Origin of the sequence: Cellulomonas sp. T2.31MG-18, assembly GCF_964266755.1 — a bacterium.
Lineage (GTDB): Bacteria > Actinomycetota > Actinomycetes > Actinomycetales > Cellulomonadaceae > Cellulomonas.
Genome location: NZ_CAXWGW010000002.1, coordinates 220,020 through 237,064, shown reverse-complemented (window position 1 = coordinate 237,064; position 17,045 = coordinate 220,020). Strand labels below are relative to the sequence as shown.

Annotated in this window: 19 protein-coding genes; 6 read left to right on the top strand and 13 right to left on the bottom strand. The window is 73.4% G+C overall.

Going from position 1 to position 17,045, the window contains the following annotated elements; translation table 11 throughout:
- Window positions 1-125 precede the first annotated feature (125 nt).
- The gene (locus tag ACFQTY_RS08920; protein ID WP_378099534.1) at window positions 126-806 is read left to right on the top strand and encodes a DUF1345 domain-containing protein; all 681 of its coding nucleotides are present in this window, start codon (window positions 126-128) and stop codon (window positions 804-806) included.
- A gap of 52 nt (window positions 807-858) precedes the next feature.
- On the opposite strand, the gene purQ is transcribed toward ACFQTY_RS08920, so the two are convergent.
- The 6 genes from purQ to ACFQTY_RS08890 all read right to left on the bottom strand — a co-directional run bounded on the left by purQ (window position 859) and on the right by ACFQTY_RS08890 (window position 6,245).
- Window positions 859-1,554 carry a phosphoribosylformylglycinamidine synthase subunit PurQ gene (purQ, locus tag ACFQTY_RS08915; RefSeq protein WP_378099532.1) on the bottom strand — a complete coding sequence of 232 codons (696 nt, stop codon included), beginning with the start codon at window positions 1,552-1,554 and terminating at the stop codon, window positions 859-861.
- Window positions 1,554-1,826, bottom strand: a complete 273-nt coding sequence (purS, locus tag ACFQTY_RS08910) for a phosphoribosylformylglycinamidine synthase subunit PurS (protein WP_378099530.1) — start codon at window positions 1,824-1,826, stop codon at window positions 1,554-1,556. Before purS ends, purQ begins: the two co-directional genes overlap by 1 nt.
- 99 nt (window positions 1,827-1,925) lie before the next feature.
- Complete coding sequence (locus tag ACFQTY_RS08905; protein WP_378099528.1) at window positions 1,926-2,849, bottom strand: phosphoribosylaminoimidazolesuccinocarboxamide synthase; 924 nt, start codon at window positions 2,847-2,849, stop codon at window positions 1,926-1,928.
- Window positions 2,850-2,946: 97 nt separating this feature from the next.
- On the bottom strand, window positions 2,947-3,555 hold the full coding sequence (locus tag ACFQTY_RS08900) for a hypothetical protein (protein WP_378099526.1): 609 nt from the start codon (window positions 3,553-3,555) through the stop codon (window positions 2,947-2,949).
- A 67-nt stretch (window positions 3,556-3,622) separates the two neighbouring features.
- Entirely contained in the window at window positions 3,623-4,888 is a 1,266-nt protein-coding gene (gene purD, locus ACFQTY_RS08895; protein WP_378099524.1) for a phosphoribosylamine--glycine ligase, read from the bottom strand.
- 70 nt (window positions 4,889-4,958) lie between these two features.
- Window positions 4,959-6,245 (bottom strand): adenylosuccinate synthase, encoded by a 1,287-nt coding sequence (locus tag ACFQTY_RS08890; RefSeq protein ID WP_378099522.1) that lies wholly within the window; start codon window positions 6,243-6,245, stop codon window positions 4,959-4,961.
- Window positions 6,246-6,454: 209 nt separating this feature from the next.
- On the opposite strand from ACFQTY_RS08890, the gene ACFQTY_RS08885 reads away from it, so the two are divergent.
- Complete coding sequence (locus ACFQTY_RS08885) at window positions 6,455-6,811, top strand: STAS domain-containing protein (RefSeq protein ID WP_378099520.1); 357 nt, start codon at window positions 6,455-6,457, stop codon at window positions 6,809-6,811.
- A gap of 2 nt (window positions 6,812-6,813) precedes the next feature.
- Here ACFQTY_RS08885 and ACFQTY_RS08880 read toward each other — a convergent pair whose 3' ends face one another.
- The gene (locus ACFQTY_RS08880) at window positions 6,814-8,991 is read right to left on the bottom strand and encodes a SpoIIE family protein phosphatase (RefSeq protein ID WP_378099518.1); all 2,178 of its coding nucleotides are present in this window, start codon (window positions 8,989-8,991) and stop codon (window positions 6,814-6,816) included.
- Window positions 8,992-9,077: 86 nt separating this feature from the next.
- On the opposite strand from ACFQTY_RS08880, the gene ACFQTY_RS08875 reads away from it, so the two are divergent.
- The gene (locus ACFQTY_RS08875) at window positions 9,078-9,488 is read left to right on the top strand and encodes an STAS domain-containing protein (RefSeq protein ID WP_378099516.1); all 411 of its coding nucleotides are present in this window, start codon (window positions 9,078-9,080) and stop codon (window positions 9,486-9,488) included.
- Window positions 9,489-9,616: 128 nt separating this feature from the next.
- On the opposite strand, the gene fbaA is transcribed toward ACFQTY_RS08875, so the two are convergent.
- Window positions 9,617-10,636 carry a class II fructose-bisphosphate aldolase gene (gene fbaA / locus ACFQTY_RS08870; protein WP_291761274.1) on the bottom strand — a complete coding sequence of 340 codons (1,020 nt, stop codon included), beginning with the start codon at window positions 10,634-10,636 and terminating at the stop codon, window positions 9,617-9,619.
- A gap of 194 nt (window positions 10,637-10,830) precedes the next feature.
- Here fbaA and ACFQTY_RS08865 point away from each other — a divergent pair, with 194 nt between their 5' ends.
- The 3 genes from ACFQTY_RS08865 to ACFQTY_RS08855 all read left to right on the top strand — a co-directional run bounded on the left by ACFQTY_RS08865 (window position 10,831) and on the right by ACFQTY_RS08855 (window position 13,465).
- Window positions 10,831-11,559 (top strand): DedA family protein, encoded by a 729-nt coding sequence (locus ACFQTY_RS08865; RefSeq protein WP_378099513.1) that lies wholly within the window; start codon window positions 10,831-10,833, stop codon window positions 11,557-11,559.
- 40 nt (window positions 11,560-11,599) lie between these two features.
- The gene (locus ACFQTY_RS08860; RefSeq protein ID WP_378100705.1) at window positions 11,600-12,343 is read left to right on the top strand and encodes an HAD-IIA family hydrolase; all 744 of its coding nucleotides are present in this window, start codon (window positions 11,600-11,602) and stop codon (window positions 12,341-12,343) included.
- Between the two features lie 99 nt (window positions 12,344-12,442).
- Window positions 12,443-13,465 carry an AAA family ATPase gene (locus ACFQTY_RS08855; RefSeq protein WP_378099511.1) on the top strand — a complete coding sequence of 341 codons (1,023 nt, stop codon included), beginning with the start codon at window positions 12,443-12,445 and terminating at the stop codon, window positions 13,463-13,465.
- Window positions 13,466-13,470: 5 nt separating this feature from the next.
- Here ACFQTY_RS08855 and ACFQTY_RS08850 read toward each other — a convergent pair whose 3' ends face one another.
- Genes ACFQTY_RS08850 through ACFQTY_RS08830 form a run of 5 tightly spaced genes read right to left on the bottom strand, consistent with a single transcriptional unit; the run spans window position 13,471 to window position 17,027 of the window.
- Window positions 13,471-14,031, bottom strand: coding sequence for a LemA family protein (locus tag ACFQTY_RS08850; RefSeq protein ID WP_378099509.1), 561 nt, complete (start codon window positions 14,029-14,031; stop codon window positions 13,471-13,473).
- Between the two features lie 5 nt (window positions 14,032-14,036).
- Window positions 14,037-14,741, bottom strand: a complete 705-nt coding sequence (locus tag ACFQTY_RS08845; RefSeq protein WP_378099507.1) for a hypothetical protein — start codon at window positions 14,739-14,741, stop codon at window positions 14,037-14,039.
- Window positions 14,738-15,619 (bottom strand): hypothetical protein, encoded by an 882-nt coding sequence (locus ACFQTY_RS08840; RefSeq protein ID WP_378099505.1) that lies wholly within the window; start codon window positions 15,617-15,619, stop codon window positions 14,738-14,740. The genes ACFQTY_RS08845 and ACFQTY_RS08840 overlap by 4 nt, the downstream gene beginning before the upstream one ends.
- Before the next feature lie 44 nt (window positions 15,620-15,663).
- Complete coding sequence (gene pyrE / locus ACFQTY_RS08835; protein ID WP_291761263.1) at window positions 15,664-16,248, bottom strand: orotate phosphoribosyltransferase; 585 nt, start codon at window positions 16,246-16,248, stop codon at window positions 15,664-15,666.
- Window positions 16,245-17,027, bottom strand: a complete 783-nt coding sequence (locus tag ACFQTY_RS08830; protein ID WP_378099503.1) for a hypothetical protein — start codon at window positions 17,025-17,027, stop codon at window positions 16,245-16,247. Before ACFQTY_RS08830 ends, pyrE begins: the two co-directional genes overlap by 4 nt.
- Window positions 17,028-17,045 lie beyond the last annotated feature (18 nt).

The following is a 17,045-nucleotide window of genomic DNA, read 5'->3' as shown; positions in this document are numbered from 1 at the left end:
TCCCGGAAGGGTGAAAGGGTGGCGGCCACCGGCACGGCGGCCCTGCTCACGACTCTAGGCCGGTCGCCAGCCCGCCACCCGGCCCGCCGCGGGCCGCGCGGGCCGGCAGGCGGTTGACTGCTCCCATGGCCGACCACCACTCCACGGATCCCGCCCAGAGCCGCCGGCTGCGCCGGCTCAGCGGGTGGCTCGACGTGCGCCCCGGCATCCGGATCGCCGTCTCCGCCGTCGCGGGCGTCGCCGTGGGCCTGGCGCTGACGTGGGACTCGGCCGTGGCGGCCCTGATGGGCGCCTGGGCGACCACCGGCCTGCTGTCGACCCTGTGGACGTGGCTGGTGATCGTGCCGATGAACGCCACGGAGACCGCCGCGCACGCCACCCGCGAGGAGCCGGAGCGGTTCGCGGCGCACCTCATCGTGCTCACGGCGGCGATCGCGAGCCTGTCCGGCGTGGCCCTGGTCTGGACCGGTGCCGAGAAGAAGGCCGGCGCCCTCGGCATGGCCACCGTGCTGGCGGCGATCTTCGCGTCGTGGGCCGCGATCCACACGATGTTCGCGCTGCGCTACGCGCGGATGTACTACACCGGCCCGGACGGCGGCATCGACTTCCACCAGAGCGAGCCGCCCTGCTACACCGACTTCACGTACATCGCCGTCACGGTCGGGATGAGCTTCGCGATCTCGGACACCGACCTCAAGGCGTCGGCCTTCCGCCGCACCGCGCAGGTGCACGCCCTGCTGTCCTACCTGTTCGGCACCGTGATCCTGGCGCTGCTGGTCAACCTGGTGGCGGGGCTGTCGAAGTAGCGCCCGGGCAACCGCGCGCGGCCGCGCGACAGCGGCCCCGCACCCAGCGGCGTCAGCCGACGAGCGTGTGCAGCACCGAGGTGAAGAACCGCATCCCGTCGGTCCCCGTGCGCGGTCCGCGAGCGCCGTCCGGCCCGAAGCCGGGCTCCACCGCGTGCTCCGGGTGCGGCATCAGGCCGACGACGTTGCCCGCCGCGTTGCAGATGCCGGCGATGTCCCGGCGAGAGCCGTTCGGGTTCCAGCCGCGGTAGCGGAACACCACACGGCCCTCCCCCTCGAGCTCGTCGAGCGTGTGCTCGTCCGCGACGTACTGCCCGTCCTGGTTCTTCAGCGGGACGGTGATCACCTCGCCACGCGTGTACTCGCGCGTCCACGGGGTGTCGACGTTCTCCACCTCGAGCTGCTGCTCGCGGCAGACGAAGTGCAGGTGGTCGTTCTTCACCATCGACCCGGGCAGCAGGTGCGCCTCGGTGAGCACCTGGAACCCGTTGCAGATGCCCAGCACCGGCATCCCCTTGCCGGCGGCCTCGACGATCGACGTCATGACCGGTGCGAAGCGGCTGATCGCCCCGGCGCGCAGGTAGTCCCCGTAGGAGAAGCCGCCCGGCAGCACCACGGCGTCCACGCCGTGCAGGTCCTCGTCGGCGTGCCACAGCGACACCGCCTCGGAGCCCGACAGGCGGACGGCCCGCGCCGCGTCCCGGTCGTCCAGCGTGCCCGGGAACGTCACCACTCCGATGCGGGTCATCAGGCGTCGGCCCCGGTCGCCGCAGCCTCCGCGTCGGCCACGTTGACCACGTCCTCGATAACCGGGTTGCTCAGCACCTGCCGCGCAGCCTCGGCCGCCGCCTCGAGCACCTCCGGTGTGACCGGCCCGTCCACCTCGAGCTCGAACCGCTTGCCCTGCCGCACCGAGACGAACTGGGCGAACCCGAGGCGCGGCAGTGCGCCGGCGACGGCCTTGCCCTGCGGGTCGAGGATCTCGGGCTTCGGCATGACGTCGACGACGACGAGTCCCACAGCAGCTCCAGACGGGCGTGGCGAACGGGGGTCGGCGCCCATCCTAGAGCGGGGTCCCCACGAGCCGATCAGGGCGTCCGCCCGCCGAACGGGTCGTCGTCAGGCCTCCGGCACCACCAGCGGCGACCCGGTGATGCGCTGGTACGCCTCGAGGTACCGGTCCCGGGTCCGCGCGACCACCTCCGCCGGCAGCTGCGGCGGCTCGGCGTCGCCGGCGCGGTCCCACCCGGAGGCGTCCGAGGTCAGCCAGTCGCGCACGTACTGCTTGTCGAAGCTGGGCTGCGCGTGCCCCGGCTCCCACTCGTCGGCCGGCCAGAACCGGGAGGAGTCCGGGGTGAGCACCTCGTCGCCGAGGGTGATCTGCCCGGTCACCGGGTCGGTGCCGAACTCCAGCTTGGTGTCCGCCAGGATGACGCCGCGCTCGCGGGCGATCTGCTCGGCACGGGCGTAGACCGCCAGCGTCAGGTCGCGCAGCGTTGCGGCGGCGTCCCGGCCGACCAGGTCCGCGACGGCCGCGAACGGCACGTTCTCGTCGTGCTCGCCGTACTCGGCCTTGGTGGCGGGCGTGAAGATCGGTTCCGGCAGGCGCGAGCCGTCCACCAGGCCGGGAGGCAGCGGGATGCCGGTCACCTGGCCGTTGGTCCGGTACTCGACCAGCCCCGAGCCGGTGAGGTACCCGCGGGCGACGCACTCGACGGGGAACATGGTCAGCCGGCGGCAGATCATCGCCCGTCCGGCCACCGCCGCCGGGACCTCGGTGGAGACGACGTGGTTCGGCACGATCGCGGCGAGCTGCTCGAACCACCACAGGCTCAGCTGGGTCAGCACCACGCCCTTGCCGGGGATGCCGGGGCTCAGCACGTGGTCGTAGGCGGAGATCCGGTCGCTGGCCACCACCAGCACCACGTCGCCGTACCGCTCGAAGATGGCCGCGCCCGACGGGTCCTCCGCCGGCACGTAGAGGTCGCGCACCTTGCCCGAGTACGCGTGCGTCCAGCCGGTCAGGTCCACCGCATCCGCCATGGCCGTCATCCTCCCTCAGGCGTCGCGGGCGCCGCACGGCCGTCCGCCGCGCAGCAGCGCCGGTGACGGAACGGGTCGGGAACGACGACGTCCCTGGTCAGGGCAGCAGCAGGTCCCGCACGTCCCGCAGGCCGGGCAGCGGCGCCACGCCCAGCGGCCGCTTCCAGTAGACCCACGGGAACCACATCGTCCCGATGCGCTGCCAGCCGTCCCCCGACCGCAGGGGCCCCGCACCGACGTAGGAGCGGTGGTGCTCCCACTGCTGGTCGGACTCCTCGACCTCGAAGAACAGGGGGCCGTAGGCGACCGCGTGCCAGCCGTACCGGCCCGCGCGCTCCAGCACCCGCATCTCGTTGAACGCCGTCAGCGGCGTCAGCAGCTGCCGCCGGTGCGGCGCGGCCTCCACCGTCGACTCCGCCGGGTCCGGCAGCTCGTCGCGCCGGCCGTAGCGCTGCTGCGCGGCCTGTCGCGTCATGCCCAGCACGTCGCCGATCTGCTCCCACGTGCAGCCCGCCGAGCGCGCCGAGCCGACGGCGGCGACCAGCAGCTGACCGGTCTCGTCGTACGCCGCCCGAGCGAGACGGACCAGGTCGAGGTGCGAGCCGGGCTCGTGCTCGAGCCGGGCGGCGAGGTCCGGCTCGGCCGCGTCGAGCGCGGCGGCCAGGTGCTCGCGGAGGGTGGGACGGGTCGGGTCGGACGTCGTCATGCGTCAATCATTGCTTGACGCGTACGCGCGCGTCAACCATTCGTTGACGCGGGGCAGCGAGTCGCGCTCAGACGCCCTGCGCCGCCGCCAGCGCGATGTCCGACCGGTGGTGCGACCCGGGCAGGTCGATCGCGGCGACGCCGGCGTACGCGGCCTCTCGCGCGGCGGTCAGCGTGGCGCCGGTGCCGACCACCGACAGCACCCGGCCGCCGGCCGACACCAGGTGCCCGTCGGCGTCCACCGCGGTGCCGGCGTGCAGCACGTGCACCTGCGGCAGCTGCTCGGCGTCGGCGATCCCGGTGATCGGGTCGCCGCTGCGGGCCTGCACCGGGTACCCGTGCGAGGCGACCACCACGGTGACGGCCGCACCGTCGTCCCAGGTCAGCGGCTCGATCGAGCCGAGCCGCCCGGTCGCGGACGCCAGCAGCACGCCGGACAGCGGCGTGCGGAGCCGGGCGAGCACCACCTGCGTCTCCGGGTCGCCGAACCGGGCGTTGAACTCCACGACGCGCACCCCGCGGCTGGTCAGCGCGAGCCCGCAGTACAGGACACCGGCGAACGGCGTCCCCCGCCGCGCCATCTCCGCGATGGTCGGCCTCGCCACCGCCTCGACGACCTCGTCCACCAGACCGGCCGGCGCCCACGGCAGCGGCGAGTACGCACCCATGCCGCCGGTGTTCGGGCCGGCGTCCGCGTCCCCGACGCGCTTGAAGTCCTGCGCCGGCACCAGCGGCACCACGTCGACGCCGTCGCTCAGCACGAACAGCGACACCTCGGGGCCGTCGAGGTACTCCTCGACCACCACGCGGCCGCCCGGCTTGGCCAGGCACTCGGCGGCGTGCGCCAGCGCGGCGTCCCGGTCGGAGGTGACCACCACGCCCTTGCCGGCGGCCAGCCCGTCGTCCTTCACCACGTGCGGGGCGCCGAACTCGTCGAGCGCCGCGGCCACCTCGTCGACCGTCGTGGCGACGCGCGCCGCCGCCGTCGGGACCCCGGCCGCCGCCATCACGTCCTTGGCGAACGCCTTGGACCCCTCCAGCATCGCCGCCGCGCCGGACGGCCCGAACACCGGGATGCCCGCGGCCCGCACGACGTCCGCCACGCCCGCGACCAGGGGCGCCTCCGGGCCCACGACGACGAGGTCCACACCCAGCTCGGTCGCCAGCGCCGCCACCGCAGCACCGTCGAGCGCGTCCACCGGGTGCAGCTGCGCCAGCGCGCCGATCCCCGGGTTGCCGGGGGCGGCGTGCAGGCCGGTCACCGCCGGGTCGAGCGACAGCGCACGCACGATCGCGTGCTCACGGGCACCGGTGCCGACGACGAGGATCTCCACGACGGCCGAGCGTAACGGCCGCCCCGGCGCCCGCCCGGCGCCGTCCAGCGGGGCAGTCCGGCGGGTGCGGTCAGTCCAGCAGCTCGTGCCGCACGACGGTCGCCTCGCGGCCCGGGCCGACACCGATGGACGACACCCGCACGCCGCTGATCTGCTCGAGGTGCTCGACGTACCGCTGCGCCGCCACCGGCAGGTCCTCGAACGTCCGCGCGCCCGTGATGTCCTCGGTCCACCCGTCCAGGTACTCGTACACGGGCGTGGCGTGGTGGAAGTCGGACTGGTCCGCCGGCATCTCGTCCACCCGGCGGCCGTCCACGTCGTACGCCACGGCGACCGGGATCTTCTCCTTGCCGGTCAGCACGTCGAGCTTGGTCAGCACCAGGTCGGTCAGGCCGTTCACGCGGGCGGCGTACCGGACGACCACCGCGTCGTACCAGCCCGTGCGGCGCGGCCGGCCGGTGGTGGTGCCGAACTCGCCGCCGGTGGTGCGCAGCCACTCACCGTCCGCGTCGAGCAGCTCGGTGGGGAACGGCCCCTCGCCGACCCGCGTCGTGTACGCCTTGGCGACGGCCACCACGCGGTCGATGCGCGTCGGGCCGACGCCCGACCCGGTGCAGGCGCCGCCGGCCGTCGCGGACGACGAGGTGACGAACGGGTAGGTGCCGTGGTCGACGTCGAGCATGGTCGCCTGGCCGGCCTCGAACACCAGGGTCTTGCCCTCGTCGAGCGCCCGGTTGAGCACCAGGGGCGTGTCGGCGACGTGCGGGCGCAGCCGCTCGGCGTAGTGCAGCAGGTCCTCGACGGTCTCCTCGACCGTCACCGCGCGGCGGTTGTAGACCTTGACCAGCAGCTGGTTCTTGCCGTCGAGGGCGCCCTCGACCTTCTGCGTGAGGATGTGCTCGTCGAACAGGTCCTGCACGCGGATGCCGATGCGGTTGATCTTGTCCGAGTACGTCGGCCCGATCCCGCGGCCGGTGGTGCCGATCCGTCGCTTGCCGAGGAACCGCTCGGTCACCTTGTCCAGCGTGCGGTTGTACGGCGGGATGACGTGCGCGGCGGTGGAGACGAGCAGCGCCGACGTGTCCACACCGCGCTGCTCGAGCGCGTCGATCTCCTGGAACAGCACCTCGAGGTCGACGACGACGCCGTTGCCGATCACCGGCACCACGCCGGGCGTGAGGATGCCGGACGGCAGCAGGTGCAGCGCGTACTTCTCGCCCCCGACGACGACCGTGTGGCCGGCGTTGTTGCCGCCGTTGAACTTCACGACGTAGTCGGTGCGCGCGGCGAGCTGGTCGGTCGCCTTGCCCTTGCCCTCGTCGCCCCACTGGGCCCCGAGCACCACGACGGCAGGCATGCTTGTCCCCGTTCCGCGCTGCCTCGCAGGTAGGTGGACCACAGGGTCACGGGCGGCAGCCGGCCCGTCTCCCGCACGAGGCTATCGCCCGGCGCCCTGGGACCCCGACCCGGGCAGCCCCCGCTCGCGTCCGACGAGGGCCCGACCTACAGTCGCACCGAGCACCGCCCGTCGCACCGGGCCACCGCCCGAACCGGAGGAAACCCGTCGTGATCGAGATCTCCACGTCCGCGGCGACGACGACGCTCACCATCGCGGGCGACCTGGACCTCGCGGAGCGCGACCAGTTCCCCGAGATCACGGCACGCGTGGTCGGCCTTCGCCGGCAGCTGCTGGTGATCGACATGTGCCGCGTCACGTTCATGGACTCCACCGGCGCGGCGTTCCTCATCTCGCTGGCGGACTCCGGTCGCAAGCGTGGCGGCGCGACGGTGCTGCGCGGTGCCGACCCCCGGGACCTGTTCGTCCTCGAGGTGTGCGGCGCCCTGGACATGTTCCGCATCGACACGGAGCACGACTGCGGCGACTCGGTGGCGACGTCCGCGTTCCAGCGCCCGAACGCCTGACCTCAGTCGGCCGTGCGGCTCGTCGTCGAGCTCGCCGCCGTCTCGGGGAGGGACCCCGGCCGCAGCTTGGCCCACACCACCTTGCCGCCGCGCGCCGGGCGCCAGCCCCAGTCGGACAGCCGCTCGACGATCTGCATGCCGAACCCCCCCACGCGACCCGGGTGCCCGTCCGTGGCCACCGGCGGCGTCGGGTTGGCGTCCTCGACCTCGATGCGCAGGCCGTCACCCGTGTCGTACAGCTGCAGGGCCACCCGGCCCCAGCCGTGCAGCACGGCGTTGGCCACCAGCTCGGACACCACCAGCTCGGCGTTCGCCGCGTCGGCGATGTCCCAGGCCTGACAGGTGCGCACCACCGCGTGCCGGGCCCGCCCGATGGACGCGGCCTCGTTGGGCAGCGCCCAGCGCCGACGACGGGGGCTGGGACGGGAGTCCGTCACCTCGGCGGCGTCGGGCACGCGGACGACGACGACGGCGACGTCGTCCTCCGGCTGGTCGGCGAGCCGGACCAGCAGGTCCTCCCCGATGCCGGCCGAGTCCGTGGCCGTCACCGCTGCCGCCGCGTCGACGAGCGCCGCGAGCCCCTCGCGCAGCCCGCGGTCCCGCCGCTCGATCAGCCCGTCCGTGAAGTACACCAGGGCGTCGCCGGGCTCCAGCTCCACCGTGGCCGTGGCCCGCGCACCGCCACCGAACCCGACCAGCGGGCCGGCCGCGTCGGACAGGGGGCGGGCGTGACCCTGCCGCACCAGCAGCATCGGCAGGTGGCCGGCGCGGCAGTAGGCGAGCACCCACCGGTCGTCCGCCCTGGTCAGCGTCGAGAACACCAGCGCGGCCGACCGCGGCGTCCGCAGCCCGGCGACCAGCTGGTCCACCCGCTCGAGCACCGGCCCGGGAACCGTCACGTCGAACCCGTACGAGCGCACCACCGACCGCAGCTGCCCCATGGTGGCCGCGGCCTCCACGTCGTGGCCCACCACGTCGCCGATCACCACGCCGACCACGTCGGGCGCGATCTGCAGCACGTCGTACCAGTCGCCGCCCACCTGCACGTTGGCGGAGTTGGGCGCGTAGTACGTCCACACGTCGAGGCCCTCGACCTCGGCCTGCTCCGGCAGCATCGCCCGCTGCAGCGCCTCGGCCAGCCGGTGCTCCCGCTCGTAGAGCCGCACGTTGTCCACCGAGAGACCCACCCGGCGCGCCGTCAGCTCCAGCACCGTCCGCGTGGAGCCGTCCAGCCCGGCGAGCCCGTTGCCGCAACGCCCGCGCACCGCCAGCAGCCCCATCACCCTCCGCCGGCCCGACACGGGGTACACGACGACGTACGGCTCGCCGTCGGACGGCCGACCGTGCCGCGCGAGCCAGTCGCTGGCGCTCCCCGGCACGTGCCCGGCATCCTCCGACAGGTCGAGCTCGACCGGCCGCTCGCTGTGGCCGTCCAGCAGCTGCTGCACCGGGTCGGCAGCCAGCTCGGCGGCGGGTGCCGCACGGTCGGCCGGCACGTCGGGGGCCAGGTGCCGACGGCCGAAGCCGGTCGGCGGACGGTCCGGCTCGATGCCGTCGGCGGCTCGCAGACCGCCGTCGTTGAGGTAGAACGCGGCCCAGTCGACGGTCGTGGACCGCAGCAGCGCGACGATCTCGCCCAGCGCGTGCGGGTCGTCGACGTCGACCAGCAGGTCGGACACCTGGGCGACGACGGACAGCGCCTGCCGCTCCCGCCGCTCCTCGGCCACCTCCTCGGCCCGCCGGGCCTCGCGCGACAGCTCACCACCGATGTCCCGCAGCACCGCCACCCACACGTCGGTGCGCGGTCCGCCGCGCACGGGGGCGAGCTGGGCGGAGCACAGCAGCACCGTCCCGTCGGGACGGCGCACCTCCACGGACAGCTCGACGGGCCGCCGGCCGCGCAGCGCCTCGTCGAGGTGACCCTCGGCACCGTCGAGCACCCGGACGCGCGGGTCCGCCAGCAGGCCGTGCGCCGCCGCCCGCATGGCGTCGAGCGCGTACCCCGTACGCATCGACGCGACAGGGTTGGCCCACAGCACCCCCAGACCGTCGACAGAGGCGTCGAGCACCAGCATCGGCATGTCGCTCGCGGCGACCGCCCGCGCCACCAGCTCCTGGGTGCTCTCACCCGTGCCGGGGACCGCCGGGTGCGAGGTGGCCGGTAGATTGACCACCACCACCTCCGATCGTCTAGCGTTCGCGCCAGGAGCACGTGCCGCGGGACCCAGCGACAGCAGCCCCAGCACGTCCGGCCGGAAGGAGCATCGTGCGAGACGGTAACAGCCCCACGCCGGACGAGCAGACCCAGGCAGCAGAGGTCGTCGGGGAGCCCGGCGCCGTCCAGGTGATCGTCGGCGCGGACCGCACGCGCATCGTGCTCTCGGGCGAGGTCGACGCCGACCTCGGTGCCGAGCTGGCCGAGGCGACGTCCGAGGCCGAGCAGCGCGGGCTGCCGATCGAGGTGGACGCGCACCACGTGACGTTCATGGACTCGTCGGGCGTGGCGTTCCTCGCCCGGCTGTCCATCCGCAGCCAGCACCGCGTGCGGCTGCTCCGGGTGCCCCCCACGGTGCGGTTCCTGCTCGAGGTGACCCGCATCGGCGAGCTGCTCGACATCGTGGACGACGACCAGAGCGCCCCGTTCGAGCCGCTCGGCGGCGGCGCACCGACCGCCTGAGCCCTGCTCGCGACCGCCGCACGGCGCCCCACGACGCCACGGTCGAGCCCGTCGCACCGGCTCCCGCTCCGGACGCACGAAGGCCCGGGACCATCAGGTCCCGGGCCTTCGTCGTCGTCAGACCGACCTCAGAGCTTGTGCCCCGCGGAGCCGAGCTGCTGGGCGGCCTCGACCAGGCGAGCCGCCATGCCGGCCTCGGCCAGCTTGCCCCAGGCGCGCGGGTCGTACGCCTTCTTGTTGCCGACCTCGCCGTCCACCTTCAGCACGCCGTCGTAGTTGCTGAACATGTGGCCGACCACCGGGCGGGTGAACGCGTACTGCGTGTCCGTGTCGATGTTCATCTTCACGACGCCGAAGCTCACGGCGGCCGCGATCTCCTCGGCCGTGGAGCCGGAACCGCCGTGGAACACCAGGTCGAACGGCTTGTCCTTGCCGACCTTGGCGCCGACGACCTTCTGGATCTCCTCCAGGATCGCGGGGCGCAGCTTCACGGCACCCGGCTTGTAGACGCCGTGCACGTTGCCGAAGGTCAGGGCCGTCAGGTAGCGACCCTTCTCACCGAAGCCGAGGGCCTCGACGGTCTTCAGGCCGTCCTCGGGGGTCGTGTAGAGCTTGTCGTTGATCTCGGCCGCGTGGCCGTCCTCCTCGCCACCGACGACGCCCACCTCGATCTCGAGGATGGTGCGGGCCTTCTGCGACAGCTCGAGCAGCTCGGCCGCGATGACCAGGTTCTCGTCCAGCGGGATGTTCGAGCCGTCGAACATGTGCGACTGGAAGGTCGGCTCCTGGCCGTTCTTCACCTGCTCGGCCTCGAGGGCCAGCAGCGGGCGGACCCAGCTGTCCAGGTTCTGCTTGGTGCAGTGGTCGGTGTGCAGGGCGACCGTGATCGGGTAGCCCTTGGCGACCTCACGGGCGTAGGCGGCCAGCGCCAGCGAACCGGCGACGCGGTCCTTGACGGTCGAGCCGGAGGCGTACTCCGCGCCGCCGACCGAGACCTGGATGATGCCGTCGCTCTCGGCCTCCGCGAAGCCCTGGAGGGCCGCGGTGACCGACTGGGACGACGTGACGTTCACGGCGGGGTACGCGAAACCGCCGGCCTTGGCGCGGTTGATCAGCTCGGCGTAGACCTCGGTGGTCGCGATGGGCATCGCTGGTTCTCCTGCTTCGTCGGGTCCTGAAGTCGTTCCCCCGAAGTCTTCCACGCCACGGAAGGGCCGAAACCAGGACCCGGGGCCTGGCGGCCGCACAGGACCGCCACGCGGGCACCACGGCTCGGGACCACCCCGCGCCGTACCCTGAGGGCCATGCGCCCCGTGACCTCTCGTCCCAGCCGCGGCACGTCGTGCTGACCGCGTCCGCCCTGGCGGCCGGAGCGGTGCACACGCTCGGCCCGAGCTTCCTGGACCCGGAGCACATCATCAGCTCGCTGGGCACCGCCGCGCTGATCGGCGTGATGGCCATCGTGTTCATCGAGGTCGGGCTGCTGTTCCCGATCCTGCCGGGAGACTCCCTGCTGTTCACCGCGGGTGCCCTGGTGGCCCACGGCGGCTCGCACCTGCCGTCCATCTGGTGGCTGTCGCTGATCATGGTGCTGACCGCCTACGCGGGCACCCAGTGCGGCTACTGGATCGGGCGCACCCTCGGGCCCCGGGTGTTCAGCCGGCCGGACTCGAAGATCTTCAAGCAGGAGCACATCGACCAGACGTACGCGTACTTCGACAAGTACGGCGGCCGCACGCTGGTGATCGCCCAGTTCATCCCCTTCGTGCGGACGTACGCGTCGGTCGCGGCGGGCGTGGGCCGGATGCGGTACTCGCACTTCGCCCTCTACAACGGCATCGGCGTGGTGCTCTGGGCCGGCGGCGTGACGTGGCTCGGCTACGGCCTGGGCAACATCACCTTCATCAAGAAGAACATCGAGGTGCTGCTGGTCCTCATCGTGCTGGTCTCGGTGGCCCCGGTGCTCGTCGAGGCGTGGCGCGCTCGGCGCCGGTCGCGCGTCGCCCGGCTGGCCACGCTCGAGGCGGCCGACGGGGCGCCGGCGACGGCGCTGGACCGCGACGAGGCCTGACGTGCAGGCACCGCGCGAGATCGCCTCGTGGCTGTGCGACATGGACGGTGTGCTGGTCCACGAGGACCGCGCGCTGGCCGGAGCGGCCGAGTTCGTCGGTGCCCTGCAGCAGAAGGGCCGGCCGTTCCTCATCCTGACGAACAACTCCATCTTCACCACGCGTGACCTGCGCGCCCGGCTCGCGGCGAGCGGCATCGAGGTGCCGGAGGAGGCGATCTGGACGTCGGCGCTCGCCACGGCGCAGTTCCTGGTGGACCAGGCGCCCGACGGTGGTTCCGCCTACGTGATCGGCGAGGCCGGCCTCACCACGGCGCTGTACCAGGCGGGCTTCACGCTGACGGCCAGCCGGCCGGACTTCGTCGTGCTCGGTGAGACCCGGACGTACTCGTTCGAGGCGATCACCCAGGCGATCCGGCTGATCCAGGGCGGCGCCCGGTTCATCGCCACCAACCCGGACGTGACGGGCCCGTCCGCGGACGGCGACCTGCCGGCGACGGGAGCGGTGGCGGCGATGATCTCGGCGGCGACCGGGCGCAAGCCGTACTTCGTCGGCAAGCCGAACCCGATGATGATCCGGTCGGCCCTCAACCGGATCGACGCCCACTCCGAGACCACCGTGATGGTGGGCGACCGGATGGACACCGACATGGTGGCGGGCATCGAGGCGGGGCTGCGCACCTTCCTGGTGCTCACCGGGTCGACGCGTGCCGAGGACGTGCAGCGGTACCCGTACCGGCCCACCGAGGTCGTGGGGTCGGTCGCCGACCTCGTCGCCCGCGTCTGACGCGCGAAGCTTCGGATCGGCCCTGCACGCCCTGGTCGGCGGCCCGGACGGGCCCTTCGTCCCCGCCGATCGCTACTCCCGGGTAGCACCCTCAGGAGGATGCGACACAGCGAGCTGGCACAGGTGCTCCGCGCCGCCAACCCGTGGTGGTCCCGCCGCACGCGGGTCTCCTGGGCAGTGGACGACGTGCACCTCGCACAGCGCGCACGGCACGAGTGGCTGACCGGCACGCTCGCCGGCCGGGCCGCGCTGTCCGACGTCGCGCACACCCCCGCCGGGACGGCGACCGTGCTCGTGGGCCCGCGCGGCGTGGGCAAGACGACGGCCGCGAAGGACGCCGTGGTCCAGGCGCTCGCCGAGCCGGACCTGGACGCCCGTGCGGTGCTGTGGGTACCGGTCGAGGCGACGCCCGACGACCCGTTCCCCGACCGCCCCGCGCTGGACGCCCAGGACCTGGACAACGCCCTGCGGCGGCCGACGCGGGTGGGCGCGCCGGCGTGCGACCAGCCCCGGTTGGTGGTCCTGGACGAGGCGTCGGCGTGCGGCGACTGGGCCGACGTGCTGGCGACGCCGGTGCCGGGCGTCCGGGTGCTGGTGACGGCGTCCCTCGGCGGTGCAGCGGTGGAGCGCGTCCAGGCCGGCTGGGAGGGTGCCGCGACCGTGCGCTCGCTGCGCCCGTCGACCCTGGCCGAGCTGCTCGGCGCCCAGCCGGGGGCGGACGCCCGCACGGTGCGCGAGGAGTACCTGCGGTACGGCGGTTTCGCGCGGGCCGTGGCCGAGCGGCGGGACCTCGGGGACGTCAGCACGGCGTTCGTCGACCTGCTCGCCGAGGGGCTGCGGCGGGACGTGTGCATCGGCGACGGGTCCGCACCCTGCCCGATCGAGCGGCTGTTCGTCGCGGTGTGCAGCACCACCGGGCGGTTCGTCGAGCCGGCGGAGATCGCCGTCGACCTGGGCATCCCCGCCGAGCAGGTGGGCCACCTGCTCGACCGGTTGGCGGACGCCGGCGTGCTGGACCCGCGGCGGGGCTTCGTCGACCCGCTCCTGCACCTGCTGCCCTCGCTGCGCGACCCGTCGCTACCGCACCCGTCCCAGGAGCACGTCGCGACGTACTCCTTCTAGGCGGATCAGAAGCTGACGGTCGGCGCCTGGCGGACCTGCGGGTCGTCCACCTCGAAGTACTCCGCCCGCGTGAAGCCGAACATGCCGGCGATCACGTTCGACGGGAACGTCTCGACCTTGGTGTTCAACGCCCGCACGTTGGCGTTGTAGAACCGGCGGCCGGCCGCGATCCGGTCCTCCGTGTTGGACAGCTCGGCCTGCAGCTGCTGGAAGTTCTCGCTGGCCCGCAGCACCGGGTAGGCCTCGGCCACCGCGAACAGCCGTCCGAGCGCGGCGGTCAGCGCGTTCTCCTGCTGGGCCTGCTGGGCCGGGCCGGCCGCGGGGCCGGAGGCGGCGGCGCGCGCCCGGGCGACCTCGTCGAACACCGCGCGCTCGTGGGCGGCGTAGCCCTTGACCGTCTCGACGAGGTTGGGGATCAGGTCGTGCCGGCGGTGCAGCTCGACGTCGATCTGCCGCCAGGCCTCCTGCACCAGGTTGCGCAGCCGGACCAGGCCGTTGTACTGCGCCACCGCCCACAGCAGGAGCAGGACGACGATCGCCGCGATCACGATCAGGACGACGGACACGGGGTTCACAGGACGGCCTCTCCAGGGGTGCTGTCGGTGAGCGGATCGTAGCCGTGGTCCTGCCACACGTGGCGGGGAACGGCGCGGACGACGGCGGCCAGCACACCGAGTCGTGCGGCGAGCGAGTCGAGGTCCCAGCCGCCGGCCTGCCATGACAGGATCCAGATCCCGTCGATGCGCCACGACACCCCGCGCGCGTCGCCGCGCAGCAGCCGCTCCATGAGCCGGGGGTTGATCACGTCGGTGGCGGTGCGCAGGTCGCCGGCGATGACCCGGTAGGCGCGGTTGAAGTCCTCGGACTCGAACTGCATGTCCTGCGCGCCGACCAGGTGCGCCAGCACCGTGCCCAGGCCCTCGGGTATCACCTGGAGGGTGGGCAGGTACGCCGGCAGCCGCAGCGCGACCACGTGCGCGTGGTGCACCTGCCGGTTCTTGCCCTGGCCGGTGGTCCAGCGGTAGTCGAAGGCGACCGCGGGGTGCGCCTCGAAGGACCCCTGGACGACGTCGCACGCCCGGCGGTCGCGTCCCTGGCCGAAGGGATGGGACGACGAGATCGTCGTCCACTGGTCGTAGCGCTCCGCGTACTGCCAGCCGGTGGCCTGCGCCCACACCTTCAGCCGCCGCCGGTTCTGCACGCGCAGCCACGCCTGCCCGGCCGTCGCGGCGACGCTGAGCAGCACGACCAGCCAGAAGACCCAGTTGCCGGTCACGGTCGCCAGCCTTCCGGACGCAGGCGGTACATCTGCCGCAGCTGACGCCGTGTCGCGCCGCCGGGCAGCGGCGGGTTGTCGTCCAGCACGTAGACCGGCACCAGCTCCGCGAGGTCCACGACGAGCTGCGCCATGGGCGACACCCGGCTCAGCGCGATCCGCCCCGGCCTGTGCACGACGACGTCCCCCGCTTCGAACAGCACCTCCAGCGTCGGGTCGTCGACCGTCATCAGTCGCTCCATCACGCGGGGATGGACCATCGCCAGGGCGTGCCTCGGGTCGGCGGAGAGGATGGACCAGCGCGAGTTGAAGTCGGCCCACTCCGTGGAGATCTCCTGGGCACCGACGGCATCGACCGCGGCGCGCAGCAGGGTCCGGGGAACCAGTCGTACGGGCGGCCCGTCGAAGGGGCGCGTCGTCGTCACGACGTGCCGGGGCACGTCGTCGATCACGTAGGTCATCGAGAACACCGTGCCGCGCCCGTCGGTGCGGCTGATCAGGTTCAGGACCTGGGACCGTGTGGTGGCGAACGGCGGTGACTCCCAGCGGTCCTCGAACAGCTCGGGAACCGCTCCGGTGGACCAGCCGCGCGACTCGGCCCAGCCGCGCACGGCCCGGCGGCCGAGAGCGACGCCCTCGAGGTTCGTCCGGAACGCCAGCCAGGCAAGTGGCAGGAACAGCACCACCGCCAGGACCCAGGCGAGCACGCCCACGCTCCGGCCGTCGGCGTCCCCGCCCAGCGCCCCGACGAGGGCGCCCAGGATCAGGTCGCTGATCACCCAGAGCACCGGCAGCCCCATCGAGAGCAGCCCGAAGAGCGCCAGCACGCGCACGGCGCTGACCTGCCAGCGTCGGGGGCCGCCACCGTCACGTCTCACGACCGGGGCATCGACACGCGAGGTACCGGACGTGAGGTGGCGGGTCAGGCGAGGCCGAGGTCGGCCAGGCCGTACAGGTAGTGGTAGGGCACGCCGAGGGCCTCGATCTTCTCTCGGGCGCCGGTGTCGCGGTCGACCAGGACGGCCACCCCCCGCACCTCGGCACCGGCCTCGCGCACCGCCTCGACGGCCGTGGCCACCGAGCCGCCGGTCGTGGACGTGTCCTCGACCACCACCACGCGGCGGCCGGCGATGTCCGGGCCCTCGATGCGGCGCTGCATGCCGTGCGCCTTGGCCTCCTTGCGGACGACGAAGGCATCGAGGTCCAGGCCCCGGCTCGCGGCGGCATGCAGGAGCGACGTGGCCACGGGGTCGGCGCCGAGCGTCAGGCCGCCGGTGGCGTCGATCTCGCCCGGGCCCAGGCCGACCTCCTCGAGGCGGTCCAGCAGCACGTGGCCGATCAGCGGGGCGGCGCGGTGGTGCAGCGTCACGCGGCGAAGGTCGACGTAGTAGTCGGCCTCCCGGCCGGACGCGAGCGTGACGCGGCCGTGCACGACGGCGAGGTCACGGATCAGGTCGCGCAGCTGGTCGCGGGTGGAGACGGGGCCGGTCGGTGCGTCGGGGCTCACGGGTCGCCAGGGTAACCAGTCGTCGTATCCCGCGGTGGTTCGGCGTCGATCCTGGGCAGCTGGGGTCCCGGTGCGGGCCGCGGCGGCGCCACGAGCGGCGGGTCGTAGCCGTGGTCGTGCCAGACGTGCCGGGGGACGGAGGCGAGGATCGCGGTGAGCAGGCCCGCGCGCGCCGCCATCGCGTCGACGTCGATGCCACCCAGCGTCCAGGACACCAGCCAGTGGCCGTCGGTCCGCCAGGCGACGTCACGGGCGTCAGGCCGCAGCAGCCGCTCGATCAGGCGGGGGTGCAGCACGGCCGAGGCGGTGCTCGGGTCCTCGCACGAGACGCGGAACGCCCGGTTGAACTCGTCGGACTCCGCGTCGAGGTCCTCCTCGCCGCGCAAGGCGTCGACCGCCGAGCCGAGGCCCTCCGGCCGGACCTGGACCACAGGGAGCGGGGCCGGCAGCCGGAGGACCACCGCGTGGCGATGGACGGTGTGCCGGGCATAGCCGAGCCAGAGGGTGGTCCGCAGGTCGAACGACGTGACGGGCACGCCCTCGAAGACACCGTGCACCACGTCGTCGGCGTGGACGCCGGGACCGCGGCCGAACGGCGGCTCCCTGCTGATCGTCGTCCAGGAGTCGTCCCGTGCGACGTACCACCAGCCGCACCCCTTGGCCCACGCGCGCAGGCGTCGGCGGACCACCCAGCGGGGGACGGCCCGCACCGCGCCGACCAGCACGAGCGCGGCCAGCACGACGTACGTGACCAGGTACCGCGTGCTGGGGTCGACCACGGGTGTCGGCGTCGGTCG